General features: G+C 52.8%; 2 protein-coding genes and 1 pseudogene. All 3 read left to right on the plus strand.

Going from position 1 to position 1,487, the window contains the following annotated elements; translation table 11 throughout:
- Positions 1-713: 5-(carboxyamino)imidazole ribonucleotide synthase (locus tag ACTHUM_RS13785; protein ID WP_440403146.1), on the plus strand; the 713-nt coding region annotated here is incomplete at its 5' end.
- Positions 714-785: 72 nt separating this feature from the next.
- Positions 786-1,268 carry a GNAT family N-acetyltransferase gene (locus ACTHUM_RS13790; RefSeq protein WP_070583404.1) on the plus strand — a complete coding sequence of 161 codons (483 nt, stop codon included), beginning with the start codon at positions 786-788 and terminating at the stop codon, positions 1,266-1,268.
- A gap of 36 nt (positions 1,269-1,304) precedes the next feature.
- Positions 1,305-1,487 (plus strand): annotated as a pseudogene (locus ACTHUM_RS13795) (DNA mismatch repair endonuclease MutL); the annotation flags it as partial.

The following is a 1,487-nucleotide window of genomic DNA, read 5'->3' on the forward strand; positions in this document are numbered from 1 at the left end:
CCGGCATCCTGAAAACTGCCACTTTGGGCTACGACGGCAAAGGCCAAATCCGCGTAAAAACATTGGATGAACTCAAAGCCGCGTTTGCCGAACACGGCGGCGTGGATTGCGTTTTGGAAAAAATGGTGGATTTGCGCGGCGAGATTTCCGTTATCGTATGCCGTCTGAACAATGACAACGTGCAGACTTTCGACCCTGCCGAAAATATTCACGAAAACGGCATCCTCGCCTACTCCATCGTCCCTGCGCGACTGAGTGCCGACGTGCAGCAACAGGCGCGACAAATGGCGCAGCGTTTGGCCGATGAATTAAACTACGTCGGCGTATTGGCAGTAGAAATGTTTGTTGTCGGCAACACACATGAATTGGTCGTCAACGAAATCGCGCCGCGTCCGCACAATTCCGGCCACCATACCATCGACGCCTGCGCGGCAGACCAATTCCAGCAACAGGTCCGCCTGATGTGCAACCTGCCTCCGGCTGACACCAAATTGCTGAGTTCTTGCTGTATGGCGAATATTTTGGGCGACGTTTGGAAGGAAGACGGCGGCGAACCCGAATGGCTGCCATTGCAAAGCAACCCGAATGCACATCTGCATCTTTACGGTAAAAAAGCCGCGCGTAAAGGCCGAAAAATGGGCCACTTTACCGTCTTGGCCAATGATGCGGACAACGCGTTCCAAACCGCACAAACCTTACATCAAAGCCTGTAACCTTACCCACTTTTTTCAGACGGCCTTTGATTGCCAAAGGCCGTCTGAAATCAATTTTTCCGACCATCCGACATGAGCCTTCTGACCATCCTCCGTCCGGCAACCGAAAAAGACTGCCAAGACATACACAATGCCCATCTGCACGCCGTTCAATACGCCTGCATCCGCAGTTACGATGAAACCATTATGCACACATGGGAAAGTCTGCTCGACATCAACAGCTATTTGGAAACCATCTCCGATAAAAACAAAGCCTTGTGGGTGGTCGAATACAAAGGGCTGATTCAAGGCTTCTTCCAAGTCGATTTCAAAGAAGCGCAACTGGACGCCTTATACGTCCATCCGCTCTTCCACAATCTCGGCTTGGGCACGGCCCTGCTCAGCCGCGCCGAAGAAATGGCACGAAATGCAGGCCTCAGCTTTCTCAAACTGTATGCCTCGCTCAATTCCGTGCCTTTCTATCGCCTCAACCGCTACGAGTCGCTCGGTACTGCCGTGTTGCAGCTGAACAAAACTGTCCGCGTCGAATGCGAATTGATGCGCAAATACCTGTAATTTTCTCTTCCTCCGTTGCTTTTTTGAAAGAAACCGATGTCCCGAATTGCCGCCCTGCCCGACCATCTTGTCAACCAAATCGCCGCCGGCGAAGTGGTCGAACGCCCTGCCAACGCCTTAAAAGAAATCGTTGAAAACAGTATCGATGCAGGCGCGACAGCGATTGATGTCGAACTGGCGGGCGGCGGCATCCGCCTGATTCGCGTCAGCGACAACGGC

Source organism: Neisseria sp. P0021.S006 (genome assembly GCF_051956895.1).